At 69.1% G+C, this 25,058-nt stretch carries 24 protein-coding genes; 12 read left to right on the top strand and 12 right to left on the bottom strand.

Features of this window, described 5'->3' with window-relative positions; genetic code table 11:
- Positions 1 to 312: 312 nt before the first annotated feature.
- From KB201_RS08950 to KB201_RS08935, 4 genes are all read right to left on the bottom strand, one after another.
- Positions 313 to 1,452: a glutamate--cysteine ligase gene (locus KB201_RS08950; protein ID WP_078112318.1), complete on the bottom strand. Its 1,140-nt coding sequence runs from the start codon at positions 1,450 to 1,452 to the stop codon at positions 313 to 315.
- A gap of 41 nt (positions 1,453 to 1,493) precedes the next feature.
- Positions 1,494 to 3,452 (bottom strand): 1-deoxy-D-xylulose-5-phosphate synthase, encoded by a 1,959-nt coding sequence (gene dxs / locus KB201_RS08945; protein ID WP_078112449.1) that lies wholly within the window; start codon positions 3,450 to 3,452, stop codon positions 1,494 to 1,496.
- A 151-nt stretch (positions 3,453 to 3,603) separates the two neighbouring features.
- A complete protein-coding gene (locus KB201_RS08940; RefSeq protein ID WP_078112317.1) occupies positions 3,604 to 4,911 on the bottom strand; it encodes a class I SAM-dependent RNA methyltransferase in 1,308 nt (435 codons plus the stop codon).
- Positions 4,908 to 6,923, bottom strand: a complete 2,016-nt coding sequence (locus KB201_RS08935; RefSeq protein WP_078112316.1) for an APC family permease — start codon at positions 6,921 to 6,923, stop codon at positions 4,908 to 4,910. Before KB201_RS08935 ends, KB201_RS08940 begins: the two co-directional genes overlap by 4 nt.
- 78 nt (positions 6,924 to 7,001) lie before the next feature.
- Between KB201_RS08935 and KB201_RS08930 the strand changes: the two genes are divergently transcribed.
- Together KB201_RS08930 and KB201_RS08925 are read left to right on the top strand one after the other, a co-directional pair.
- On the top strand, positions 7,002 to 7,670 hold the full coding sequence (locus KB201_RS08930) for a TrkA family potassium uptake protein (RefSeq protein ID WP_211538850.1): 669 nt from the start codon (positions 7,002 to 7,004) through the stop codon (positions 7,668 to 7,670).
- A gap of 22 nt (positions 7,671 to 7,692) precedes the next feature.
- Positions 7,693 to 8,355, top strand: coding sequence for a TrkA family potassium uptake protein (locus KB201_RS08925; protein ID WP_058250226.1), 663 nt, complete (start codon positions 7,693 to 7,695; stop codon positions 8,353 to 8,355).
- Here the strand turns inward: KB201_RS08925 and KB201_RS08920 are convergent.
- Both KB201_RS08920 and KB201_RS08915 read right to left on the bottom strand, forming a co-directional pair.
- On the bottom strand, positions 8,336 to 8,950 hold the full coding sequence (locus KB201_RS08920) for a DUF3159 domain-containing protein (protein WP_091344242.1): 615 nt from the start codon (positions 8,948 to 8,950) through the stop codon (positions 8,336 to 8,338). The two genes, KB201_RS08925 and KB201_RS08920, sit on opposite strands and share 20 nt — an antisense overlap.
- Positions 8,951 to 9,054: 104 nt before the next feature.
- Positions 9,055 to 9,429, bottom strand: coding sequence for an OB-fold nucleic acid binding domain-containing protein (locus KB201_RS08915; protein ID WP_004018839.1), 375 nt, complete (start codon positions 9,427 to 9,429; stop codon positions 9,055 to 9,057).
- Between the two features lie 295 nt (positions 9,430 to 9,724).
- Here KB201_RS08915 and KB201_RS08910 point away from each other — a divergent pair, with 295 nt between their 5' ends.
- Positions 9,725 to 10,456: an alpha/beta fold hydrolase gene (locus KB201_RS08910; protein ID WP_078112314.1), complete on the top strand. Its 732-nt coding sequence runs from the start codon at positions 9,725 to 9,727 to the stop codon at positions 10,454 to 10,456.
- A 24-nt stretch (positions 10,457 to 10,480) separates the two neighbouring features.
- Here the strand turns inward: KB201_RS08910 and KB201_RS08905 are convergent, their stop codons facing one another.
- Complete coding sequence (locus KB201_RS08905; protein WP_078112313.1) at positions 10,481 to 11,350, bottom strand: DUF3710 domain-containing protein; 870 nt, start codon at positions 11,348 to 11,350, stop codon at positions 10,481 to 10,483.
- A 109-nt stretch (positions 11,351 to 11,459) separates the two neighbouring features.
- Positions 11,460 to 11,945, bottom strand: a complete 486-nt coding sequence (gene dut, locus KB201_RS08900) for a dUTP diphosphatase (protein WP_065628893.1) — start codon at positions 11,943 to 11,945, stop codon at positions 11,460 to 11,462.
- Positions 11,946 to 11,967: 22 nt separating this feature from the next.
- Here dut and KB201_RS08895 point away from each other — a divergent pair, with 22 nt between their 5' ends.
- Entirely contained in the window at positions 11,968 to 12,540 is a 573-nt protein-coding gene (locus KB201_RS08895; protein WP_065628894.1) for a DUF3093 domain-containing protein, read from the top strand.
- Between the two features lie 97 nt (positions 12,541 to 12,637).
- Here KB201_RS08895 and KB201_RS08890 read toward each other — a convergent pair whose 3' ends face one another.
- Positions 12,638 to 12,937 (bottom strand): DUF4193 domain-containing protein, encoded by a 300-nt coding sequence (locus KB201_RS08890; RefSeq protein ID WP_004018846.1) that lies wholly within the window; start codon positions 12,935 to 12,937, stop codon positions 12,638 to 12,640.
- Between the two features lie 410 nt (positions 12,938 to 13,347).
- On the opposite strand from KB201_RS08890, the gene cei reads away from it, so the two are divergent.
- Positions 13,348 to 14,040 (top strand): envelope integrity protein Cei, encoded by a 693-nt coding sequence (gene cei, locus KB201_RS08885; RefSeq protein ID WP_078112312.1) that lies wholly within the window; start codon positions 13,348 to 13,350, stop codon positions 14,038 to 14,040.
- Positions 14,041 to 14,094: 54 nt separating this feature from the next.
- Here cei and KB201_RS08880 read toward each other — a convergent pair whose 3' ends face one another.
- A complete protein-coding gene (locus KB201_RS08880; protein WP_078112311.1) occupies positions 14,095 to 15,021 on the bottom strand; it encodes an inositol monophosphatase family protein in 927 nt (308 codons plus the stop codon).
- A 169-nt stretch (positions 15,022 to 15,190) separates the two neighbouring features.
- Between KB201_RS08880 and ppgK the strand changes: the two genes are divergently transcribed.
- From ppgK to KB201_RS08860, 4 genes are all read left to right on the top strand, one after another.
- A complete protein-coding gene (ppgK, locus tag KB201_RS08875) occupies positions 15,191 to 16,009 on the top strand; it encodes a polyphosphate--glucose phosphotransferase (RefSeq protein WP_058250218.1) in 819 nt (272 codons plus the stop codon).
- 56 nt (positions 16,010 to 16,065) lie between these two features.
- A complete protein-coding gene (locus KB201_RS08870; protein ID WP_211538848.1) occupies positions 16,066 to 17,628 on the top strand; it encodes an RNA polymerase sigma factor in 1,563 nt (520 codons plus the stop codon).
- A gap of 393 nt (positions 17,629 to 18,021) precedes the next feature.
- Positions 18,022 to 19,071 (top strand): sulfite exporter TauE/SafE family protein, encoded by a 1,050-nt coding sequence (locus tag KB201_RS08865; RefSeq protein ID WP_058250216.1) that lies wholly within the window; start codon positions 18,022 to 18,024, stop codon positions 19,069 to 19,071.
- Positions 19,072 to 19,326: 255 nt separating this feature from the next.
- Positions 19,327 to 19,533: a hypothetical protein gene (locus tag KB201_RS08860; RefSeq protein WP_004018852.1), complete on the top strand. Its 207-nt coding sequence runs from the start codon at positions 19,327 to 19,329 to the stop codon at positions 19,531 to 19,533.
- 150 nt (positions 19,534 to 19,683) lie between these two features.
- Here the strand turns inward: KB201_RS08860 and KB201_RS08855 are convergent, their stop codons facing one another.
- Complete coding sequence (locus KB201_RS08855) at positions 19,684 to 21,426, bottom strand: DEAD/DEAH box helicase (protein ID WP_078112309.1); 1,743 nt, start codon at positions 21,424 to 21,426, stop codon at positions 19,684 to 19,686.
- A gap of 310 nt (positions 21,427 to 21,736) precedes the next feature.
- On the opposite strand from KB201_RS08855, the gene KB201_RS08850 reads away from it, so the two are divergent.
- Positions 21,737 to 22,936, top strand: coding sequence for a YhjD/YihY/BrkB family envelope integrity protein (locus KB201_RS08850; protein ID WP_307848057.1), 1,200 nt, complete (start codon positions 21,737 to 21,739; stop codon positions 22,934 to 22,936).
- A gap of 31 nt (positions 22,937 to 22,967) precedes the next feature.
- On the opposite strand, the gene KB201_RS08845 is transcribed toward KB201_RS08850, so the two are convergent.
- Positions 22,968 to 23,240 carry a DUF3039 domain-containing protein gene (locus KB201_RS08845; RefSeq protein ID WP_058250213.1) on the bottom strand — a complete coding sequence of 91 codons (273 nt, stop codon included), beginning with the start codon at positions 23,238 to 23,240 and terminating at the stop codon, positions 22,968 to 22,970.
- A 98-nt stretch (positions 23,241 to 23,338) separates the two neighbouring features.
- Here KB201_RS08845 and KB201_RS08840 point away from each other — a divergent pair, with 98 nt between their 5' ends.
- Positions 23,339 to 23,797, top strand: a complete 459-nt coding sequence (locus KB201_RS08840) for a DUF3099 domain-containing protein (RefSeq protein WP_211538839.1) — start codon at positions 23,339 to 23,341, stop codon at positions 23,795 to 23,797.
- A gap of 301 nt (positions 23,798 to 24,098) precedes the next feature.
- Positions 24,099 to 25,037, top strand: coding sequence for a sigma-70 family RNA polymerase sigma factor (locus KB201_RS08835; protein ID WP_171011532.1), 939 nt, complete (start codon positions 24,099 to 24,101; stop codon positions 25,035 to 25,037).
- The last annotated feature ends 21 nt before the right edge of the window (positions 25,038 to 25,058 follow it).

Here is a 25,058-nt window from a genome sequence, read left to right as displayed (position 1 = left end):
TTTGCGGCGGCGATCACCGGCGGAATGAGGTCGACAGATCTCGTCCATGACACCACGGTCAGCCACGAAGCAGGTCAAACCTCACCCCCGACAATCACCACACCCATTCTCACTGCCACGAAGGGTTCGCGACGCATCTCACCAGGACCCTTCGTGACGGCCTCCGCAAGCTCCGGCCTCCTCAGGGAGCAGTAGTAAGGCTCGCCGCGAGCACACAGGTTTCTTTCGTAGTCCAGGACGGCCGTCAGGCCGCTGGTACTGAGGTGCGAGGAGCGCCTAGCGACGAGCCCCACGAAGGGCAGGCGTCCGTCGTCAGCCAGGCGGGTGCAGTGTCGCGGCCCGGACTACGGCGAGAGCTGATCCGGACTCCTCGAAGAGGCGCCGCTGGCGAGAGGCCCCGTTGCCATCCAGACGCAGCCGGTCCAGCGCCTGCATGACGCCGTCCCGCTCACCGAGTCGGTCCAGCGCCGGCGCGAGCACGGTGAGGAACTGCTCGACCCGCGTCCAGACCGGCACCAACGCGCCGGTCGTCGGGTCGAGCGCACGCCCGTCGACGCCGTCGTGGGCGGCGATCCAGTACGCGGCCGACAGCAGCGCCGGATCGAGGTCCGCGGCCGGGAACCGCCGGTCCTCCGCGCGCAGGTCGTCGAGGGCGGTCATCACCGCCGCACGGACGAGGGTGGCGAAGGTCCGCGTCTCCTCCACCCGCATCTGCACGTCCCCGACCCGCACCTCGACCGTGGGCAGGTGATCCGACGGCCGAGCGTCCCAGTACAGCATGTGCGGGTCCAGGATCGTGCCCGTGGCCACGAGGACTTCGACCGTCTCGGCGAAGTGTTCGGCCGAGCGCAGGTGCGGTGGCGGTCCCGCCGCGGGCCATCGCGACCAGAGCACCGAGCGCCAACTGGCGTGGCCGGAGTCGGCGTCGCGATAGATCGCCGAGTTCGCCGACAGCGCAAGCAGTATCGGTAGCCACGGGCGCAGGCAATTGCACACCGCGACGGCGGTGTCGGTGTCCGGGACACCCACGTGGACGTGACAGCCACTGATGCCCTGTTCGTGGGCCAGCATGCCGTACCGCGCGGCGATCGCCCGGTAGCGGCCGGTGTCGGTCACCGGAAACGACTCGGGCACGCGTGGCGGCACCCCGCAGGCGACCACGTCCACGCCTATGTCATCGGCCGCCGCCGCCAGGATGCCCCGCAGCCGGTGCAGGTGGTCGCCGATCTCCTGACTCGTCGCCGCGGTCGGCGTGGCGATCTCCACCTGCGACGAGGTGAGTTCCAACTCGAGATCGAGGCCGCGCGCGGATGCCGCGGTCGCCACCTCGCGGTTGCTCCCGACCGGCCGTCCGGTCTCCCGGTCGACGAGGACGAACTCCTCCTCGACCCCGAGGGTCGGCGCCGGAATGCCCCGGAAATCCCCGCCCGCGGAACCGTACTCGTCGTTCACACGGAGAAAATGCCCAGCGGCGGCATCGGTCAAACGGGACGTCAGTCCTCGGCGCGGCTCTCCGCCGGATCGGGCGTGTTCTCGATCGCCCGGTCCAGGCCGGGACCGGCCTGCATGCCCGAGACCGTCGCGGTGATCGACCGGGCGAGGTCCTGCGCGGTCAACCCGATATCGGCGAGGATCTCGTTGCGCGAGGCGTGTGCGATGAACTCCTGCGGGATGCCCTTGATCTGGACCGGGACGAGCACCTCCGCCGCCGACAGCGCGGCGGCGACCGCGGACCCGACGCCGCCGCTGGTGCACCCGTCCTCGAGCGTGACGACGAGCCGGTGGCGGCGCGCGACCTCGACCACCGAGGTGGGCACCGGCAGTACCCAGCGCGGATCCACGACCGTCGCATCGATTCCCTGACGGGCCAGGCGTTCGGCGGTGTCGACGGCCAGCCCGCAGAAGGCACCGACCGCGACGATGAGCACATCGCCGCCCGCCGGACCGAGGTCCCGGTCCGTCCGGTGCAGCACGTCGACACCGTCGTCGAGCCGCTCGACCGCCCGGATGTCTTCGGGGACAGCACCTTTGGAGAATCGGAGGGCTGTGGGGCCGTCGGCGACGCCGAGAGCCTCGTCGAACTCCTCGCGCAGTCGGACGGCGTCACGGGGTGCGGCGACCCGCAGGCCGGGCACCATCGCCATCAGCGAGAGATCCCACATGCCGTGGTGGCTGGGGCCGTCGGGTCCGGTGATGCCGGAACGGTCGAGGACGAGCGTCACCGGCTGCTTCAGCAGCGCGACGTCCATCAGCAGCTGATCGAATGCGCGATTGAGGAACGTCGAGTAGATGGCGACGACCGGATGCAGTCCGCCGAGCGCGAGACCGGCCGCCGAGGTCATCGCATGCTGTTCGGCGATGCCGACGTCGAACATGCGGTCCGGGTAGCGCTCGCCGAAGGGGGTGAGTCCCGTCGGCCCGGGCATCGCCGCGGTGATCGCGACGACGTCGGGACGGTTGGCGCCGGCGTCGAGCAGTGCGGCGGAGAACACGGCGGTCCAGTCCTGGGGTGAGACGCTCGTGGGCCGGCCGGTGACCGGGTCGATGATGCCGGTCGCATGCATGAGGTCGGCGACGTGGTTCTCGGCGTGGGCGTAGCCCATGCCCTTGCGGGTCACGGTGTGCACGATCACAGGGCCGCCGAAGTCGCGGGCCTGCCGCAGCGCCGACTCGACCGCGTCGATGTCGTGACCGTCGACGGGCCCGACGTACTTCAGTCCGAGGTCGGTGAACATCGCCTGCGGGGCCAGGAGGTCCTTGAGCCCGCTCTTCATCCCGTGCAGGACGGCGTATGCCGGCTCCCCGACGACCGGCACCTGCTTGACGACGCGGCGACCCTCGTCGAGGAACTTCTCGTACCCGGGCTGCAGGCGCAGCCCCGACAGGTGACTTGCGAGTCCGCCGATCGTCGGCGCATAGGACCGACCGTTGTCGTTGACGACGATGACGACCCGGCGGTTGCAGGCGGCGATGTTGTTGATCGCCTCCCAGCACATGCCGCCGGTCAGGGCGCCGTCGCCGACCACCGCGACCACCGTGCGATCCGGCTGACCGGTCAGTTCGAAGGACTTCGCGAGCCCGTCCGCATACGACAGCGCCGCCGACGCGTGCGAGGACTCCACCCAGTCGTGTTCGGACTCCGCGCGCTCCTGATATCCGGTGAGCCCGCCGCGTTGGCGCAGCTGATCGAAGCCGTCTTTGCGTCCGGTGACGATCTTGTGGACGTAGGACTGGTGGCCGGTGTCGAACAGGATCGGATCCGACGGCGAGTCGAAGACGCGGTGGATTCCGAGGGTCAACTCGACGACTCCGAGGTTCGGTCCGAGATGTCCGCCCGTGGCGGCGACCTTCTCGATCAGGAACGTCCGGATCTCGGCCGAGAGAACCTTCATCTCCTCGTCCGACAGCGGCCGGAGATCGGCCGGCGAGCTGATCCGGTCGAGCACACCCATCGTTTCCTCCATCACCGGCGTGACGCCAGGTCGGCTGTCGAGCCGGAGAGCGTCCGGCACATGTCTGGTCAGTCTACGGAAGCATTCGTCGCGAGCCCGATCGACGGATGGCCGACACGTCGGGATCCCGGACCTCGCGAGCGCGCCCCGCTCACCCGTCGGCGGCCGGAACGAGGCAGGCCACCGCCTCCACGTGGTGCGTCAGCGGGAAAGCGTCGAAACCGCGTATGTCGACGACACGGAATCCCCGCGCGGCGAAGTATCCGAGATCACGTGCGAATCGGGCGGCGTCACAGCCCACGTGGACCACGATGCCGGGCCGGGCGTCGGCGATCGCCCCGATTACCCGTTCTCCGGCTCCGGTACGCGGGGGATCGAGGACGACGACGTCCGGCCGCGCGGTGAGGTCCGCGATCCGGGCCGCGACCTCCCCGCGGTGGGTGTGTACCCGATCGCCGTCGCCGGCGAAGGCCTGTTCGGCGGCGTCGAGTGCGGCCGGATCCGAATCGACGATGTGCACCGTGTCCGGCGCACCGGCCGGGCCGTCGAGCAGTGCACCTGCGAACACCCCTGCCCCGCCGTACAGATCCCACGCCACCCGCGTCGGTCTTCCGAGATGCGCACCGACGAAGTCGACGACGGTCTCCGCATAGGTCCGCGGCGCGTCGCGGTGCGCCTGCCAGAATCCCGCGACGGGAATGTCCCACGACCGCCCGCCGACCCGCTGGACGGCCGTCGCCCCACCTTCGACGACCCGCTGGGCACGGGGCCGTGCGTGCCGGGCGCGGTTCTGCTGCGCCCGGCGCCGGCTGTCGGCGCGGCCCCGCCGCGGCTCCGCCACGGGCGCGAGTTCGGTGACGTGGCGCGCGCCGTCGGCGTCGAGCACGACGGCGAGTTCGGAGTGCGGGGTGAAACCGCGGTCGGCGAGTCCGTCGAGCATTCCCGGGGCAGGCTGGACACAGGCCTCGGTGACGACGCCGCGGCCGCGGAACGCCGACTGCCCCGGGCGCCCCCGGCCGTCCACGGCCAGGCGGGTCCGGATTCGCCACCCCGTGTCGGCGTCCCCGAGACGCCGGACGCCGTCGGTCGCCAGCTCGGTGCCGGCGACGATCTCGCCCGGTAGACGGCCCACGCGATCCAGGACGTCGAGCAGCACAGCCTGTTTCAGGTCCCGCGCGTGATCGGGTGCCACGTGCGCGAGATCACAGCACCCGGCCCCGGCCGCGGCCGCCGGACACCGCGGCTCCACCCGATGCGGCGAGGCGTCGAGCACCTCCGCCGCCTCGGCCCGCCAGTACGAGTCGTGCCGGTCGTCGGTGATGTCGGCGACCACCCGTTCGCCGGGGATCGCCCCGCGGACGAACACGACGCGGCCGTCGGCGCGGCCCACGGACTCACCGCCGTTGGCCGGACGGTCGACGGTCACCTCGACCCGTCGCGGTGTTGCCGGGCCGCTCACGGTCGCCGTTCGGGTTCGCCGAGCGCACGGCGGGTCTCCCCCGGCGCCCAGTACGCGCGGTCTTCCTTGCGCCGGTCCGACGAGGTGAGCTGCCACGGCACCGAGGTCACCATCACGCCGGGCTCGAACAGCAGCCGGCCTTTGAGGCGCAGCGCCGACTGGTTGTGCAGGATCTGCTCCCACCAGTGCCCGACGACATACTCCGGGATGAACACGGTCACGACGTCGCGCGGCGACTCACGCCGCACCCGGCGCACGTATTCGATGACGGGCCGGGTGATCTCGCGATAGGGCGAGGCGATGACCTTCAGCGGGACGGTGATGTCGCTGGCCTCCCACTCCGAGACGAGCTTGCGGGTGTCGCGGTCGTCGACGTTGACCGTGATCGCCTCCAGCACGTCCGGACGGGTGGCCCGCGCATACCGCAGGGCCCGCTTGGACGCCATGTGCAGGCTGGACACGAGCACGATCGAATGTGTGCGGCTGGGCAGGACGGCCTCGTCGTCGTCCTCGGCGCGGTCGAGTTCGCGCTGCACCGACGCGTAGTGGTGATGGATGAGCTTCATGATCACGAACAGCGAGACCATCGCGATCACGGCGATGTAGGCACCCTCGGTGAACTTGGTGATCAGGACGACGACGAGGACCGTCGCGGTCATCACCAGGCCGACCGTGTTGACCACCCGGGACTGCATCATCCGACGCCGCGCGCTCGGGTCGGTCTCGGTACGCAGCAGGCGGGTCCAGTGCCGCACCATGCCGGTCTGGCTCAGGGTGAACGACACGAACACGCCCACGATGTAGAGCTGGATCAGGGACGTCACCTGCGCGCCGAACGCGACGACGAAGATGATCGCGGCGATCGCGAGGAACAGGATGCCGTTGCTGAACGCCAGGCGGTCGCCTCGGGTGTGCAACTGGCGCGGCAGGTAGCGATCCTGCGCGAGTACCGACCCCAGGACCGGGAAACCGTTGAAGGCGGTGTTCGCGGCCAGCAGCAGGATCAGCGCGGTGACGGTGGCGACGAAGAAGAAGGCCGGCGGGAAGGAGTCGAAGACGGCATGGGCCAGCTGGGCGATCATGGCCTTCTGCTGGTAACCCTCCGGCGCCCCGATGAGGTCCTGCTCCGGGTTCATCACGTACTTCGCGCCGATCTTCTCCGCCAGCAGCACGATGCCCATCAGCAGGGTGATGGAGAACGCGCCCAGCAGCAGCAGCGTCGTCGCGGCGTTGCGCGACTTCGGTTTACGGAAGGCCGGCACCCCGTTGCTGATGGCCTCCACCCCGGTGAGCGCCGCACAGCCCGAGGAGAACGACCGCGCGACGAGGAAGATCAGCGCCAGCCCGGTGAGGTTGTCCTGTTCGGGCACGATGCCGAAGTCGGCGGTCTCGGAATGGATGTCCTGACCGAGCACGTAGATCTCGGTGAACCCCCAGATGAGCATGCCCAGGACACCGATGATGAACCCGTAGGTCGGGATCGCGAGCACGGCCCCGGACTCCTTGATGCCACGCAGGTTGACCGCGGCGAGCAGCATGATCGCGCCGACGCAGAACCACACCTTGTGCTCTTCGACGAACGGGATCGCCGAACCGATGTTCTCCGCCGCCGACGTGACCGACACCGCCACCGTGAGTACGTAGTCCACCAGCAGGGCGCTGCCGACGGTCAGGCCCGCGTTGGGACCGAGATTGACGGTCGCGACCTCGTAGTCGCCGCCACCCGAGGGGTATGCGTGCACGTTCTGGCGGTAGCTCGCGACGACCACGGCCATGACGACGGCGACGGCGATCGCCACCCAGGGCGTGAACGCCAGCGCGCTGATGCCGGCGACGGACAGGACCAGGAAGATCTCCTGCGGCGCGTACGCCACCGAGCTCATCGCGTCGGAGGCGAACACCGGCAGGGCTATCCGCTTGGGCAGCAGCGTGTGACCGAGCGTGTCGCTGCGGAAAGGCCTGCCGAGCAGGAGGCGTTTCGTCGCGACGGACACCTTGGAGACGGTGGACACCAGGCAACCCTAGAGCGTTGGCGCCGAGGCGGGTAGGTTCGACTCGCGGCAGACGAGCCGCGTGTGGAGAGGAATGCCGTGCAGGTGGTCATCATGGGTTGCGGGCGGGTCGGATCCGCGCTCGCGATGTCGATGCAGAAGCGCGGACACGACGTCGCGATCATCGATCGGGATCAGAGCGCGTTCGTGCGGCTGAGTCCCGACTTCGCGGGCCGCACGATCACCGGGGTCGGGTTCGACCGCGAGATCCTCGTCAAGGCGGGCATCGAGCACGCCGACGCGTTCGCCGCGGTGTCCTCCGGGGACAACTCGAACATCATCTCGGCGCGGGTGGCCCGCGAGACCTTCGACGTCGAGCGCGTCGTCGCCCGGATCTACGACGCCAAGCGCGCCGAGGTGTACGAGCGGCTCGGGATTCCGACGGTGGCGACCGTCCCCTGGACGACCGAGCGATTCGTCTCGGCGCTCGGCGAGACGACGACGATGGAGTGGCGTGACCCGTCGGGTTCGCTGGCGATCGCCCAGATCGACGTCGACGACTCGTGGATCGGGATCTCGGTCGGCAAGTTCCAGGAGCAGACCGGCGCGCGGGTGGCCTTCCTCAGCCGTGTCGGACGTCCGGTTCTCCCCGAGGCGAGAACCGTTCTGCAACAAGATGATGTGGTCTACGGAGCGGTCATGCTCGACAACCTCAAGAACGCCCGTGGCGTCGCCGCGCGGCCGTTCACCCAGAACGAGTCCGGATGACCCGGGCCGAAGGAGTCCCGAAGTGAAGGTCGCCATCGCCGGAGCCGGCGCGGTCGGGCGCTCGATCGCCCGCGAACTGCTGGTGAACGCCCACGAGGTCACGCTTTTCGAGCGCAACGCCGGCCACATCGACACCGACTCCGTCGTCGGCGCGGGGTGGGTGCTCGCCGACGCGTGTGAACTCGCCAATCTCGAAGAGGCGCAACTACAGACCTACGACGTCATGATCGCCGCGACCGGCGACGACAAGGCCAACCTCGTCGTGAGCCTGCTCGCGAAGACCGAGTTCGCCGTCAATCGGGTCGTCGCCCGCGTCAACGACCCGCGTAACGAGTGGCTGTTCGGCGAGGACTGGGGGGTCGACGTCGCAGTCTCGACCCCGCGCCTGCTCGCCTCCCTGGTCGAGGAGGCGGTGTCCGTCGGCGATCTGGTCCGGTTGATGACGTTCCGTCAGGGGCAGGCAAACCTCGTCGAACTCACCCTGCCGTCGAACACTCCCCTCGCCGGCAAGCCCGTCCGGAAGCTGGAGCTGCCGCGCGACGCCGCGCTCGTCGCGATCCTGCGCGGCGGCCGCGTCATCGTCCCGCAGCGCGACGACCCCATCGAGGGCGGCGACGAACTGGTCTTCATCGCGCCCACCGAGGCCGAGCCCGCCCTCTACGAGGCTATGCAGATCGCGCGGTGACGTCCGCGTCCGGCGGGGTGCCGGCGCGCGCCGCCTCGGCTCGCTGCGCCCGGCGGACCAGGAGGATCGTCGCGAGCACCACGAGCGCGGTCAGCGGCCACCCCATCGCGATGCGCGCGAACGCCAGCCACCCGGTGGCCCCGTCGTCGTACAGTTCCGACTGCGTGAGGTAGCGCGCCGCGAAGAGCACCGCCCACAGTGCGGTGGCGATGTCGTAGGCGCGGAGGATGGAACGCTGCTTGCGCCAGCCGGAACCCTCGCCGTTGATCAGATGCCAGGCCACCCCGATGAGGGGCCACCGAACCAGGATCGAGACGGCGAACACGATCGCATAGACGAGGGTGCTCCAGATCCCGAAGAGGAAGTAGCCCTTGGCGTCCCCCACCCGGTCGGCGATGAAGACGCAGATGGCGACGCCGAGCAGACCCGAGATCGCGGGGGTCAGGGGTTCGCGGCGCACGAGCCGTACGACGAAGAGCAGCGCCGCCACGCCGAGCGCCGCGTAGATGGCGGTCCGGAGGTCGAAGAAGGAGTTGACGGGGACGAACACCACGACGGGCACCGTCGAATAGACCAGGCCGGAGACGCCACCGATCTGTTCGAGGACCGTGGGCGCCGTCCGCTCGGGTGCTGACGGTCCGGGTGCCGACGGTTCGGCGTCCGCCTGTCTCGAGGCCGGATGCTCGGGGAGCGGACCGGTCACTCGTCGACGCCGTGCAACTCGTAATAAGGGTTGTAGATCACCTTGTGGCCGTCCTGCTCGGCGAGCCGGCCCCGGACGGTGACCTTGCGGCCGGGCTCGATGCCGGTGATGCGGTTACGGCCCAGCCACTTCAGCATCACGATGTCGGATCCGTCGAAGAACTCGGCCTTCACCCCCGCCTTGGCCGAGCGCGAACAGGTCTCGACGGCACGCAGTTCGCCGTGCATGGTGACCTCGTCACCGCGGCAGCACTCGGATGCGCGCTGAGCGCCTGTCGCCTTGGATTCCTCGGCGATCTTCTCTGCGTCGGCGTCACCGAGATCTTCGGTCAGCCGACGGGTCAGTCGTTTGAGATAGCCGGCAGTGGGCATCTCGACCCTCCCAATGGATTTCGGCCGGCACCGCAGGGCTGTACAGAGCGGTGTCCGTGGGTCGCCGAACGAGTGATCGGTGACCTGCCCGCCAGCGTAGACCTCGGCCTCGGCCAGTGACAACGTCGGCGACCGCGGGGCCATTCCGTGGTCGTCGGACCCCCGCTGTCCAGGTCTGCGCGGGGGCCTCGGGACACCCTAGTGGTGTGTCTCGGAAACAAGCGAATGGTCCCCGGCGCCCCACCGGATACCGGCCACCTATTTCCGAGACATACCACTAGGGGATGATGCCCTGATGCCTGGCACCGACGGTCCGCACCGCCCTCGCCCGACGGCTCTCGTCGGCATCCCCGGAACGGGCTCCGACGCCGATCACGTCACGCGTTCCTTTCAGCGCGCCGCAGCTGACCTGGAGGTAGAGCTCATCGCGCTGGACCCGACGACGCCGTTGATCGACGGCCACCTCCGCGGGCTGGAGCGGGCCGCCGGAGCGCACCGCTCGATCCTCGTGGGCGGGGTGTCGATCGGGGCCGCGATCGCGCTCGAGTGGGCCCTGCGCGACACCGGCCGACGCTGCGCCGGGGTGCTCGCCGCGCTGCCGGCATGGAGCGGTGACGCCCACTCGGCACCCGCGGCCGCGAGTGCCGGCGCCACCGCCGATGCGCTCGAACGTGACGGACTCGAGGCGACCATCGCGGCGATGGCGAGCAGCAGCCCGGCCTGGCTGGCCGCGGAACTGACCCGGTCGTGGCGGGGTCTGCACCCGGGCCTCGCCCGCATGTTGCGCGAGGCGGCTCGTCATCGGGCGCCGACGCCGGCCGAGATTGCCGGGCTCACGGTGCCGCTGGCCATCGTCGCGGCCGCCGACGATCCGGTCCACCCCATCGCCGTCGCCCGCGAATGGCATGCTGCCGCACCGCAATCGACCCTCGTCGAGATCACGCTCGACGACTGGGGCCACGATCCGGGTGTGCTGGGAGACGAGCTCCGGGCCGGGCTTGTCGAACTCACCGACCCGCCGGGGTGATCGGAGCCCGGTGTGGCCGGAGCTTCAGCGGCGGCGGCGGAAGCGCTGCATCGCCGAACCCGACGACGGCGGCAACGGCTCCTCGTCGATCTCGGGATCGGTGGGAGCCACCGGAGCCGCGGACTCCGCATCCGGGGCGGCGACCGCCTCCGGCTCGTCGCGGTAGGCGTTCTCCCCGTAGACGGTGGCGTGGGCGACCTGATCGAGCGCGCCCCCGGCAACGGGTACCGAATCGTCGATCGCGTCACCCGGGCCCGCGTCCTGTGCGGTGGGGTTCGGGGACTCTTGTCCGGCCGGGGGGCCCGCGAACATCTGCTGCTGGGCGGCCGCGACCTGCTCGGCGAGCACCGGCGGCAACACGACGGGCAGCGGATCCCGCGGGGGGAACGGCTCGGACCCGCGTCGGACGACCGTCTCGGCCAGTACGGCGCGGCTCAACCGTGCGAGGTCGTCCGCATGCTCGGTGGGTCCGCTGCCCACGCACCGGACGAGCCAGCGCGGGCCGTCGACCCCGATGAACCGGTGGGTCGCACCGTCCGTCTCGGCGACCACCTCCCGCCCCCAGTGCCCGTCTTCGACACTCGTGGCCGCGCCGTCGTCGCGGAGGGAACCGGCCAGCTCACGGACCACCTCACGCCACATCCCGGGGGACTTGGGTGCGGCGAAGGCGCTCACCGAGATCCGGCCGATGGGGGTCACCAGGTACACGTTCTGCGGCTGGTGGGCCTCGGACATCTCGACGGTGACCTGGCCACCCTCGACCACCGGGACCAGCACCGATCCGAGGTCCAGATGGGAGTTCTCGAGCTCTTGCGGCCGGGTCGCCAGTGCGTCGATGTCATAGGGACCGCGCGCCTGACCGACCCGCAGCTCCTCTGATCCGTCCTGTGCCATCGCGTCACTCCTCGTTCGTCACCGCCGGCGACAACGATCCGCCGGACACACGGGAAACACTAATCGACTCCCGCCGGGGAGAGCCCCGGCCGACGGTTCACCGAAGAGGTCAGGCGAGAATCGCCGATCCCCCGCTCGATCCGTACCCGCCGTCGCCGCGTGCGGTGTCGTCGAGTTCGTCGACCTCGACGAAGTCGGGCAGCTCGACGCGCTGCACGATCAGCTGGGCTATGCGGTCGCCACGCGAGATGGAGATCGTCTGCTCCGGATCGTGGTTGATCAGACAGACCTTGATCTCCCCGCGATAGCCCGCGTCGATGGTGCCGGGGGTGTTCACGACCGACAGGCCGGCCCGGGCGGCCAGTCCCGACCTCGGGTGGATCAGCCCCACGGTGCCGATCGGCAACGCCACGGCGATCCCGGTCCCGACGAGTTGACGGCGTCCGGCGGGCAGTTCGAGATCGATCGTCGAATAGAGATCGACCCCCGCATCCCCTGGGTGCGCCCTGGTCGGCAGCGGTAGGTCGGGATCGAGGCGTCGGAGCGCGATCGGCGCCGGGTCAGCGGGGTGCGCAGGGGGGAGATCTGAGGCCACGCAGGCAGACTACGCTGGTCACGTGACCGCAGATCATTCGCCCGAGCGCCCCGGAGGACCCTCGGACGCCTCCCCCGCACCCACCGGGCGGAACGCCGGCGTCACCGACTCGACCGCCGATCTGTTCGACGAGCGCCTGTACGTGCCGTGGTGGTGGTGGTTGGCAGCCGTGGTCCTCACCGGCGTGGTGGGCTACGAGATCCAGCTGTCGGCGCGCGGGAGCGCCTGGAGCATCATCGGATACGTGGCCACCGGCGTGCTGTGCGTCGTGATGCTGTGGTCGATGAGCCGTACCCGCATCCGGGTGACCGCGGATCGGGAGCTGCATGCCCACCGTGCGGTCCTGCCGCGCGCCGTCGTCGCGCGGGCGGCGACGGTCCCGGCGACCGCGAAGAGCGCCGCACTCGGGCGGCAGCTCGACCCGGCGGCCTATCTCGTGCACCGCTCCTGGGTGAAGACGATGGTCCTCATCGTGCTCGACGACCCCGACGACCCGACTCCGTACTGGCTGGTCTCGACACGTCGGCCGGCCGAACTCCTCGCGGCACTGGGCGTCGACGACGCCGCGGCCGACCGTCCCGCACCCACCGCCTGACCCGGGCACGACTCTCTACCCGAGACACGACGAAGGGGCCGCGCCGTATTCGGCGTCGGCCCCCTTCATCAGCTGTGACAGCTGGACTCAGTTCATCTCATGCGCAGTCGACGCAGATGAGCGAGCTTCCGTTCTCCTCGGCCAACCGGCTGCGGTGGTAGACGAGAAAGCAGCTGGTACAGGTGAACTCGTCGGCCTGCTTGGGGATGACACGCACCGACAGTTCCTCGCCCGAGAGATCGGCACCCGGGAGTTCGAAGGACTCCGCGGTATCACTCTCGTCGACATCCACTGCCGAGGACTGCGCCTCGCTGCGTCGGGCCTTCAGTTCTTCGAGCGAGTCCTCGTTGAGGTCCTCGGTCTCCGTCCGTCGTGGCGCGTCGTAATCTGTAGCCATTCTGTGCCTAACTTGTCGAGAGTGTGAGGGGCGCTCACGGTGACGGCGCTGACGTCGCCACCCGGTGTTATTGCGCACGACTCCGCCGGGATTGTCTTACCGATGGGGTCACTGCAACGTCGTCTCGGGCGAGATTCGTACCAGAGGATCAGACGTATTGCGTGATTTCGATCACGGTTTCATATCGGGCGCACCCCGGGTCTGGAAGCGCGGGCGCCCGAAGCATAGTCGACACGCTATCGAAGGTCAATACCCGGGACCCAACTCGTCGGTAAGTTTCGGTTCGGCGCCCGATCCATGCCCCGGCACACCCCAGTCGTACCGCTCCCGGCGAGGCTCGCGGGGCACTGCGGGGTCACCCTCTACAGTGATCCGAGGTCACGCAACGCCCAGTGAGGAGTCAGTCCACGGTGGTGTCGAAGATTACGGTCGGCTATCCGACCGACGAGCAGGGCCGACCCTACCGTCGGCGGCGCTACGCACCGGCGATCGTCACGGTCGTCGTCCTGATGGTCGTCGGCGTGGTGGTGTGGGCGGTTGCGCTGGGCGGCGGCGAGTCCGAATCCGTTCCGACAGCGTGCAATCAACCGACTCCGCCGACGTCGATGGAAGCGGGCGCGCCACCTCCGCCGGCCCCGCCGACCCTCACCGTCGTCGGACGGGACGAGATGCTCGGAGTCGCTCCGGCCCCGCTGTCGACCTTCGGCGTCCGCGTCCTCAACGCCTCCGACGAACGAGGCGCGGCCCGCACGGTGTCCGACGACCTGACCGCGCAGGGGTTCAGCCCGGTGCCGGACACGCCGTACGCCGATGACCCGGTCTATCCCAATCGGGATCTCAACTGTGTCGCACAGATCCGATTCGGGCCGGCCGGTCGCGCGGCGGCGGCGGCCACGTGGCTGGCGTTCCCGTGCGCCCAGCTGGTCGACGACGGCCGGCGCGGTACGGCCGTCGACGTCGCACTCGGGGTCCACCACTCGGGTGGCGAGATGTCGCAGGACGCGCAGGCTGCCCTGGAGGCGCTGCGGTCGGCGGATCCGAAGAACCCGGCGAGTGGTGTCGACCCGGTCCTCGTCGAGGCCGTGCACTCCGCCCCCTGCTGACCTCCGCACGCCGTGCGGCGGCCGCCGACCCCATGGCGAGACGCGGGAGGGCCGTCAGGTGAGCGGGCTGCGGGCGTCGAATTCGTCGAGCAGCGCGAGGAATTCGTCGGCCACCCCGGGCGCGACAGCGACGGTGATGTGACCCTCGTCGGCCCGTGAATCCGGTGGCGGAGTCTGGACGACGGCGCCGGCCTCGGCGGCGATCAGCCCGCCGGCGGCCCAGTCCCACGGGCTCAGACCGTGTTCGTAGTGAGCGTCGACCGCGCCGGACGCGACCATGCAGAGGTCGAGGGCCGCGGCGCCGATGCGTCGGACGTCGCGGACACGAGGGAGCAGTTCGGCGACGATGCGTCCCTGCTTCCGGCGGCGCGCCGCGTCGTACCCGAAACCCGTTGCGACGAGCGCCAGTTCGGCCCTGTCGACCGGATTGCAGCGGAGCGGCCGGCGTACCCCGGCGGAGTCCGCCGCCCACGCTCCCCCGCCGAGGGTCGCGCCGTACGTGACGTCGCGGGCGACGTCGACGACGACCCCGGCGACCGACTGTCCGTCGACCTGGGCCGCGATGGACACCGCATAGGCCGGCACGCCGTACATGAAGTTGACGGTCCCATCGATCGGATCGACCACCCATCGGACACCGGTAGGCACCGCCCGGCTCCCGCCGTCCTCCTCGCCCAGCACCTCGTCGTCGGGGCGCGCCTCACGGAGCAGGGAGCGGATCAGGCGTTCGGTCTCGGTGTCGGCGAGGGTGACCGGATCGGTTTCCGTCGACTTCGTCGACACCGGCTGCACCGTCGACTTCGTCGACACGGACTGCACGGTGGAATCCACCGCGGCGGGCTGCGGCGGCTCACCGTGTCCCGGTGTCGCACCGAACAATTCGGGCCGGCGGCGACGTACGTGCGCGGCGGCCTCCCGGGCCACGGCGCCGGCGACCGCGGCGAGCTCGTCCACCGGAATTGTCTGATCCACGCCCTCCATGTGAGCACATGGCCGGTGCGCACCACCGATCGCGGTGACCGATCTCTCCCCCTGCGTGGTCGAATCGTGTCGACATGCGTTGCGATGACGGGCGTTGCGCCGGTCGCGTGAATAGGCTGGTCTCGGATTGCCCCCACCCTCAGACACCGACCCGGACAGGGAGCCCGCCATGACCGACACGTCCGTCCCCGGATCGTCCGACTCCGATGTCGCCGGCCCCGATGATCCGACACCTCCGACGAACCTCGGTTTCGGGGTCGACGTCGGCGGTTCCGGGATCAAGGGCGGCATCGTCGATCTCGACACCGGTGAACTCGTCGGCGAACGGTTCAAGGTGCTCACCCCGCAGCCCGCGACACCCGAGGCCGTGGCCCGGGGCGTCGCCGAGGTGGTCGCGCATTTCGACTGGACCGGCCCGGTGGGTGTCACCCTCCCCGGGGTCGTGACCGACGGGATCATGCGTACGGCGGCGAACATCGACAAGGCCTGGATCGGCACCGACGTCTACGACCTCTTCAGCGGACACCTCGGCGGTAGGCAGGTGTCGGTCCTCAACGACGCCGACGCCGCGGGTATGGCCGAGGACGCGTACGGCGCGGGCAAGGGCGTCGCGGGGGTCGTGATGCTGCTGACGTTCGGAACCGGTATCGGGTCGGCGATCCTGATCAACGGCACCCTCGTGCCCAACACCGAGCTCGGTCACCTACAGGTCGGCAAGAAGGAGGCCGAGCACCAGGCGTCTTCGCGTGTCCGCGAGGAGAAGGGCTGGTCGTACGAGAAGTGGACCGAGAAGGTCTCCGAGGTCCTCGAGACCTACGAGGCGCTGTTCTGGCCGAATCTCTTCATCGCCGGCGGCGGTATCAGCCGCAAGTCCGACAAGTGGATTCCGCTGCTGACCAACAAGACGCCCGTGGTACCGGCGACGCTGTTGAACACCGCCGGCATCGTCGGTGCGGCCATGGCAGTGGCCCAGGGGCTGAAGACGTGACGCCGCGCAGGGCGTGACCAGGGCTTTGACACACCGGGGACGGCGATGTCGTTACAATGGTCGTCACCGGTCATTCCAACCGAGAAACCAAGACCTCGTCCACGGCGGCTCATGCTGCCGTGTCGCGTCTGGTGACAGACGACAGAAGACACCACAGAAGACAGTTCGAAAGGTTGTACGTGGCAGCCATCACGACCCACCAGGGTGATGCAGAGGCCGAGTCGACGGAGTCGACCCCAGCCGCGACCGACGCCCCGGCGAAGCGAACCGCCAAGAAGGCTGCGAAGAAGACCGCTGCCCGCAAGGCCCCCGCCAAGAAGGCCCCGGCGAAGAAGGCCACCAAGAAGGCGGCACCGAAGAAGGCCGCCAAGAAGGCCGCGTCCGCGGAGGGTTCCGGCGACGATCCGAACGCCGAGCCCGACGACCCGGACTCGATCGACGACATCGACGGTCCCGACGCCGAACTCGAGGACGTCGAGATCGACGACGACCTGGAGGTCGACGACGACGACTCCGAGGACGAGTCGGAGGACGACGAGTCCGAGGAGGCGACCGCGCCCGCCGCCGGCGGCGCGGCCCCGGCCGCCGCGAAGGCCGCGTCCAAGGACGAGGCCGCCGCCGCGAAGTCCGGCGACTTCGTCTGGGACGAAGAGGAGTCCGAGGCGCTGCGTCAGGCCCGCAAGGACGCCGAGCTCACCGCCTCCGCCGACAGTGTCCGCGCGTACCTGAAGCAGATCGGCAAGGTCGCCCTCCTCAACGCCGAGGAAGAGGTCGAACTCGCCAAGCGCATCGAGGCCGGACTGTTCGCCACCGAACGTCTTCGGCGCATCATGGATGCCGGCGAGAAGCTCAGCACCGCCCAGAAGCGTGACCTGAACTGGATCTCCCGCGACGGCAACCGCGCCAAGAACCACCTGCTCGAGGCGAACCTGCGCCTCGTCGTGTCGCTGGCCAAGCGCTACACGGGCCGCGGTATGGCGTTCCTGGATCTCATCCAGGAGGGCAACCTCGGTCTGATCCGCGCGGTCGAGAAGTTCGACTACACCAAGGGCTACAAGTTCTCGACGTATGCCACCTGGTGGATCCGTCAGGCGATCACCCGCGCCATGGCCGACCAGGCCCGCACCATCCGTATCCCGGTGCACATGGTCGAGGTCATCAACAAGCTCGGTCGCATCCAGCGTGAACTCCTCCAGGACCTCGGCCGCGAGCCGACGCCGGAAGAACTCGCCAAGGAGATGGACATCACCCCGGAGAAGGTGCTGGAGATCCAGCAGTACGCCCGGGAACCCATCTCGCTGGACCAGACCATCGGCGATGAGGGCGACAGCCAGCTCGGCGACTTCATCGAGGACTCCGAAGCCGTCGTCGCGGTCGACGCGGTCAGCTTCACGCTGTTGCAGGATCAACTGCAGTCGGTGCTCGAGACCTTGTCCGAACGTGAGGCCGGCGTGGTCCGCCTCCGCTTCGGACTGACCGACGGCCAGCCCCGCACCCTCGACGAGATCGGGCAGGTGTACGGCGTGACCCGCGAGCGCATCCGTCAGATCGAGTCGAAGACGATGTCGAAGCTGCGTCACCCGTCGCGCTCGCAGGTCCTGCGCGACTATCTCGACTAGTCGGTGACGACAACACCCTGATCGCCCCCGGAACCTCACGGTTCCGGGGGCGATGTCGTTCTGCCACCCACATAGACATCGATCTGTCAATAGTTCTGCGCGCTCCGATTTGGACACGACCGGATTCTCGGGCTTTCGGGGACGCACTACATAGGATGGCGCGGTGACTTACGCAGTGACCGGGAGCAGACGCGGCGCCATGCTGGTGCGTCGTGCCACCGTCGACCTGCTGCGCACAGCATCGATGCTGTGTCTGTGACGCGACAGACCCCACCCGAGGGCGAGAACGCCACCTGCGATCCCCTCCTTCGCGTTCCACTTCGTCGCGGGCACCGAGTGCCTGCCCCAGCCTCGTCACGTCCCTGACGACGTGACTTCCCGGAAAGACCCACTATGAGAACGATTGTCCTGATCGGCCTCGTCGGCTTCGCTGCTCAGCTCGTCGACGGCAGTCTCGGCATGGCTTATGGCGTCACCACCACGACCCTCCTCCTCGCCATCGGTACCAACCCGGCTGCCGCCTCGGCCACCGTGCACCTGGCCGAGATCGGCACCACGCTGGTCTCCGGCGTCTCGCACTGGAAGTTCGGGAACGTCGACTGGCGCGTCGTGCGCCGTATCGCGATTCCGGGAGCCATCGGCGCCTTCCTCGGCGCCACGATCCTGTCGAATCTCTCCACCGAGACCGCTGCGCCGGTCATGGCCGTGATCCTGCTGCTGCTGGGGCTCTACATCCTGGTGCGGTTCACTTTCCAGGGCATCCCCCGCCACAACCTCGGCAAGCCGCTGCGCAAGCGATTCCTCAGCCCGCTCGGATTCGTCGCCGGATTCGTCGACGCCACCGGTGGCGGCGGTTGGGGTCCGGTCGGCACCCCGGCCATCCTGGCCAGCGGCCGTCTCGAGCCCCGCAAGGTGATCGGTTCGATCGACACGAGCGAGTTCATCATCGCCGTCGCAGCGAGCCTCGGCTTCCTGTTCAGTCTCGGTTCGCAGGGAATCAACTTCGCATGGGTCGCGGCCATCCTCGTCGGCGGCGTGATCGCCGCTCCGATCGCGGCCTGGCTCGTGCGTCACATCCCGCCGCGTCTGCTGGGCGCCTCGGTCGGCGGCCTGATCGTCCTCACGAACACCCGCAGCCTGCTGAAGAGCGACTTCATCGACGCCCCCGGCTCGGTGCGCAACGTCTTCTACATCGTGATCGCCATCGCCTGGGCCGCGGCGTTCGCCTACTCGCTCCGCGAGTACCTGCGCGACCGGGAGAACGAGTCCTCCGACGCGGTCACCCATTTCCGCGAGGAGCAGGAAGAGGCGCTCGTGGGCGCCGAGGGCGCGGAACGCCCCGGCTCCGAGGGAACGTCGACGTCGGACATCCCGGCCGCCGACTCCGCACCCGAACCCGATGCGGGTGCGAGCGGAACACACACCCCCACGCGGACGAGCTGACCGAACGACTCGTCCCGCGCACAACGCGTAGAGTGGTGCGACCCGGCCCCATGGCCGGGTCGCATTGCGTTCGGGCGATCGTTGTCGAGTTGTTGCCTGGTGTAAACGGTGAGTGACGACACACCGAGAGCACCGTCGGAACAATACGAACGCCCCGAGCGTCTGACAGAGTGAGGTTGACGCATCGCCCGGATGTGTCGGCTCGAAGGGAAGGCGACCGGACACCCGGCGCCGGACCGGGACGGAGGAACGAACATGACTGACATCGCCACCACAGCCCCGATCTACCTGCCGCTCACTGCCGCCGATCGCTGCGATCGCTGCGGCGCCGCAGCCAAGGTACGGGCCGTCCTGCCCAAGGGCGGCGAACTTCTCTTCTGCCGCCACCACTTCAACGAGCACGAGGCCCGCCTTGTCGAGTTGAGCGCCACCGTCGTCGAATCCGCCGGCGAGCTGGTCTGACACCTCCGACGATCGAACGCGGGCTTTCCCTACGCGCACAGAGCCCGGCCGGAGCAATCCGGCCGGGCTCTGTCGTGTCCGGGGCCTGTTCCGGGCCGACCGACCAGCGCCGCTGCGCAGCCTCTGTCAGCGCCATTCGCGCAGTGTCTATCAGCGCCACTCGCGCAGTGCGGCGATCCGTTCCTTCAGCTGATCGGCGCTCGCCATGGCGGTCGGGGGCCCGCCCAGCCGAGTCCGCAACTCGTTGTGCACCATGCCGTGTGGTTTGCCCGTGCGGTGATGATGCATCGCGACGAGCGTATTCAGTTCCTTGCGCAGGGCGTGCAAATTCTCGCCGGTGGTTCCCGCCGGCCGGCCGGGAGTGGGCGGCTCGGCAGCCGACGACTCCGAGGACGACGCGACCGTCCGCGCCGTGACCTGTTCCTCCTGGCGTTTGCGCAGGAGGGCACGCACCTGGTCGGCATCGAGCAGCCCGGGCAACCCCAGATAGTCCGACTCCTCGTCGCTACCGGCGAACGTGGCCGTGCCGAACGAGGTGCCGTCGAAGATGACCTGATCGAGTTCGGCGTCGGCATGCAGCGACTGGAACTTCGGCTCGTCCTCCCCCGGCTCGTCCTCCTGCTTGTTGGCGTCGATCAACAATTGGTCGTCGAGGCCGTCGCTCTCGCGGTGCGGCTTGCCGAGCACGTGATCGCGCTCGACCTCCATCTGGCTGGCGAGGTCGAGCAGCACCGGGACCGACGGCAGGAAGACGCTCGCGGTCTCACCCGGACGACGCGATCGCACGAACCGTCCGATGGCCTGGGCGAAGAACAGCGGCGTCGACGAGCTGGTGGCGTACACACCCACGGCCAGGCGGGGGACGTCGACACCCTCGGACACCATGCGGACCGCCACCATCCACTCGTCGGTGGACGCGGCGAACTGGCCGATCCTCGACGACGACTTCGGGTCGTCGGAGAGCACCAGCGTCGGCGGCTTGCCGGTGATGGCGGTGAGGAGTTCGGCGTAGTCGCGGGCCGCGGTCTGATCGGTGGCGATGACCAGCCCGCCCGCATCCGGTGTGCCGGTCGCACGGAGCTGTCCCAGCCGCGTGTGTGCGGCGGTGAGGACCGCCGGAATCCAGTCGCCGTGGGCGTCCAGCGCGGTACGCCAGGCGCGGGTGGTGTGCTCCGCGGAGAGCGGTTCACCCAGCCGGGCGGTGTACTCCTCACCCGCGCTGTCGCGCCAGCTGGCCTCACCGGAGTAGGCGAGGAACACGACCGGACGGACGACGCCGTCCTTCAGTGCGTCGGCGTAGCCGTAGGTGTGGTCGGCCTTGGAGCGCTGATGCCCGCCGGCCTCCGGTTCGTAGGTGACGAACGGGATCGGCGAGTCGTCGGAGCGGAAGGGTGTACCGGTCAGCAGGAGCCGGCGCTCGGCGTCGTCGAAGGCCTCCCGGATCGCCTCGCCCCACGACTTGGCATCGCCACCGTGGTGGATCTCGTCGAGGATGACCAGGGTGCGATAGTTCTCGGTGCGCACCCGGTGCCGGGCCGGATGGGCAGCCACCTGTGCATAGGTGACAACGACGCCGTGGAAGTCCGAGCTGGTCTGTCCGGCGGCGTTGGTGAACCGCGAGTCGAGCGCGATCCCGACCCGCGCGGCGGCCTCGGCCCACTGGTGCTTCAGGTGTTCGGTCGGGGCGACCACGGTGATCTTGTCGACGGTGCGGTCATCGAGGAGTTCGCGGGCGATACGCAGGCCGAACGTCGTCTTTCCGGCGCCCGGCGTCGCCACGGCGAGGAAGTCCTTCGGCTTCTGCGTCAGGTACTTGGTCAGCGCACGACGCTGCCAGGCGCGGAGCTGGAGTTTCGGGCCGGCGGTGGATCCGGGGGGTTCGGCTGACGTCACCTTCTGGGCTGCTCCTCCACGCGTGCGGGTTTCCGGCCGGACATGAAACGACCCCTCGCGTGCGGGACCCGCGCCCGAGGGGACCCGCCAACTGTACCGCCGAAGCGCGACACCTCCCGCATCCCGACACCGGGCCGCGGCGTCCGCCGCGACGGGCGCCCGTGGGCGATCCGAACGACTCGCCTGGTGACCCGGGTACCCAATCGGCCTCCCGATCGGGGATATTGAACACATCACAACGCGCAAGAGGAATCCGGTCCCACTGGCCGACGACCCGTCGTCGGTGGTTCCCGCCGTCCCGCCGGGTCCCGTGTCGACTGCGGTCACCGCGCCGATCGGCGACCCACTCGCCGATGTCGGGGCCGCGACCGAACCCCTGCGCGCGCCGCTGCGGTCCGCCCCGGCGTCCGGGGACGTCGAAGTCCTCCGCGGCGCGAAGGGGTCGACCGAACCGGACGCTGGGTCGGAGAAGACCGGGAACGACGATCCGGAACGAACCGAGGCGGCGTCCGAACCGGGTCTGCCGGTCCTGCCGAACATCCATCGCGTGGTCTGGCGCACCATCGTCAAGTCCTGGGACGACGGGATCATCGGCTGGGCCGCCCAGGCCGCGTTCTGGCAGGCGCTGTCGTTGCCGCCGCTGCTGCTCGGGCTGCTCGGCTCGGTCGGCTACGTCGCCGGCTGGTTCGGCCCAGACACCGTCGACGTCGTCTATGCCCGCATCATCGACTTCGCCGGACGAACCTTCACCCCGACGGTCGTCGACGACCTGATCACCCCGACCGTCGACAGCGTGCTCGGCCGCGGGCGGATCGGACTGATGTCGGTCGGTTTCGTCCTCTCGCTGTGGGCGGGATCGTCGGCGGTCTCGTGCTTCATCGCCTCGATCGCGCACGCACACGACCAGCACGAGGTCCGACACCCGGTGTGGCAGCGGTTCTTCGCGCTGTTCCTCTACGTCGGCTTCCTGAGCGTCGCCGTGTTCCTGCTACCCCTCGTCGCGCTCGGACCGAACTACCTGCGGGCGATCGTGCCGGAGTCGTGGGGATCGTTCGTCACCACCCTCATCGACTACGGCTACTTCCCGTTCGTCGCGGTCCTCCTGCTGTTCGTCCTGACGACGCTCTACCACCTCGCGCTGCCCAATCCCCTGCCGTGGCATCGGCTGATCGGCGGGGCGATCGTGGCCGGCGTGTTCTTCTGGGTCGCGAGCTACGTGCTGCGCATCTACCTGACCAAGATCACCGAGGCCGGGGTCTCCTACGGGGCGCTGGCCACACCGATCGCGTTCCTGCTCTTCACGTTCTCACTGGGCTTCGGCATCGTGATCGGCGCCGAGTTCAACGCGGCCGTGCAACAATTCTGGCCCGCGAAGGCGTCGACCACCACGCAGGTCCGGCACTGGGTGAACTCCCAGACCTCCGACTTCACCGGACAACTCCGGACCCTGCCCGACCGGCTGTCCTCCGGCCCGATCCGCCGGCAGGCGCGGCACCGCGACCGCGGCTGACCGGCGACGCCCTCCGATCAGCCGCGTCGCGTCACTTGCGCATCTTGTTGTAGATCTTCTTGCACTTCGGGCAGACCGGCGACCCGGGCTTGGCCGACCGCGTGACCGGGAAGGTCTCGCCGCAGAGGGCGACGACATGATTACCCATGACCGCACTCTCGGCGATCTTGTTCTTCTTCACGTAGTGGAAGAACTTGGGGCGATCGTCGTCACCCCGGTCGGTCGCGTCGGCATCGGGACGCTCGTCGGTCTTGGTGTCGGACCATTCGTCGAGGTCCGGGCGTTCGATGGTTTCGGTTCCCATTCGTCCATTGTGCGTCACAGCCGGGCCGACGGAACACCCGAGTGCGATAGACCGACAAAAGGAGGACAGTGGAGAGGGTGTTCGAACAAAGGGAATCCATGGGTGAGTCCGGTCGCGGACAGCACGGCCGCAACAGCACGTCGCCGCACGTCGACGAGCACGGACATCCCGCGTCGAAACGTCAGGGCGCCGAGGCCTACCTGATCACCGACGCACCGGACTCGCTCGAGGCCCAGCACCGAGCGCGTGTGCGTAAGTACCTGTTCCTCATGGCTTTCCGCGTGCCGGCGCTCGCCATCGCCGGTATCGCCTACGGCATCACCGGGTCCGGACTACTGGCGCTGGCCATCGTCGCGATCTCCATCCCGCTGCCATGGGCGGCGGTCCTGATCGCCAACGACCGTCCTCCGCGCAAGCGCGGCGAGGTCCCCCAGTACAAGTACGGCGCCGACCATCACGTCGTCGGACCCCCGGCACTGACCGACACCGGCACCGACCACCAGCTGTCGCGCACCATCGACGGGCAGGTCGTCGATCCCGACGACCCCCGCGCCTGACACCTCCGGACCACGGGTCGGCACCGCGGCCCCGTGCGTTCCCCGCGTTCCCTCGGGTTCCCCCGCGCGCGACATCTCAGCAACTTCTCAGCCGGTTGTCGAGTCGCGAAAAAGAATGCGCAGGTCACCAAGCCTCGGCGATGTTTGCTCCGAACCACTCTCGGGAACTATCGCCCACACAAGGGCGTTGGACCCAGTGAACGCACTCAAGTCAGGAGGCCGCATGTCACGCTCGACAGTTGCACGTTCGACCCCGACCAAAGGTTTCGCCGAAGTCACCCCTCCGGGTACCCGGCCGGCGATGACCGAACAGGATCTCGACGCCCAGTCTCCAGCAGCGGATCTGGTCCGTGTCTATCTGAACGGAATCGGTCGCACCGCACTTCTCAACGCGGAGCAGGAGGTCGAACTCGCCAAGCAGATCGAGGCCGGGCTCTACGCCAAACACGTTCTGGCCAACAAGAAGCGGCTGTCCGCGGCCAAGAAGCGTGACCTCGCGGTCATCGTCCGTGAAGGCGAGGCCGCCCGGGCCCACCTGCTCGAGGCGAACCTCCGCCTGGTCGTGTCGCTGGCCAAGCGCTACACCGGCCGCGGCATGCCTCTCCTCGACCTGATCCAGGAGGGCAACCTCGGTCTGATCCGGGCGATGGAAAAGTTCGACTACGCCAAGGGCTTCAAGTTCTCGACCTACGCCACCTGGTGGATTCGTCAGGCGATCACCCGCGGAATGGCGGACCAGAGCCGCACGATCCGGCTCCCCGTCCATCTCGTGGAGCAGGTCAACAAACTGGCCCGCATCAAGCGCGAGCTGCACCAGCAGCTCGGCCGCGAAGCGACCGACGACGAGCTGGCCAACGAATCGGGCATCCCCGCGGAGAAGATCGCCGACCTGCTCGACCACAGCCGCGATCCGGTGAGCCTCGACATGCCGGTGGGCAGCGACGAGGAAGCTCCCCTGGGCGATTTCATCGAGGACGCCGAGGCCACCTCCGCCGAGAACGCCGTCATCGCCGGCCTGTTGCACTCCGACATCCGCGCCGTCCTGGCGACGCTGGACGAGCGCGAGCAGCAGGTCATCCGGATGCGCTACGGCCTCGACGACGGCCAGCCGCGCACCCTGGATCAGATCGGCCGCATGTTCGGGTTGTCGCGCGAGCGCGTGCGTCAGATCGAGCGCGAGGTCATGGGCAAGCTCCGCCACGGCGACCGTGCCGAGCGCCTGCGCGCCTACGCCAGCTGAGCGTCCCCGCACGCTCAGCCG

This window comes from Gordonia sp. SCSIO 19800 (assembly GCF_018132775.1).
GTDB lineage: Bacteria > Actinomycetota > Actinomycetes > Mycobacteriales > Mycobacteriaceae > Gordonia > Gordonia hongkongensis.
This window is presented reverse-complemented; position numbering and strand designations above follow the sequence as displayed.